The sequence below is a fragment of the Peribacillus frigoritolerans genome (assembly GCF_030676415.1).
Taxonomy (GTDB): Bacteria; Bacillota; Bacilli; order Bacillales; family DSM-1321; genus Peribacillus; species Peribacillus frigoritolerans_A.
Map to the genome: position 1 here is coordinate 1 of NZ_JAUUTW010000160.1, position 252 is coordinate 252.

The window sequence follows — 252 nt, forward strand, 5'->3', positions numbered from 1 at the left end:
TAACTTAACCGTTAAAAAAGATCTTACAGATGCTTTTAAAAAATTAATTGCCTTCTATCTATTATCTAGTTTTCAAGGAACAAAGCAGAAAGAATCCATCACATCGTGATGTTTGTCTTTCCTATTTGAATGAATTACTCATTCAAAACTGAACAAAACAAAAGCGCTCTCGTAATTATCCTTAGAAAGGAGGTGATCCAGCCGCACCTTCCGATACGGCTACCTTGTTACGACTTCACCCCAATCATCTGT

General features: G+C 36.1%; 1 rRNA gene. It reads right to left on the minus strand.

What is annotated here, in order from left to right:
- Nucleotides 1-185: 185 nt before the first annotated feature.
- Nucleotides 186-252: ribosomal RNA gene (locus Q8G36_RS28880) — 16S ribosomal RNA — on the minus strand; the annotation flags it as partial.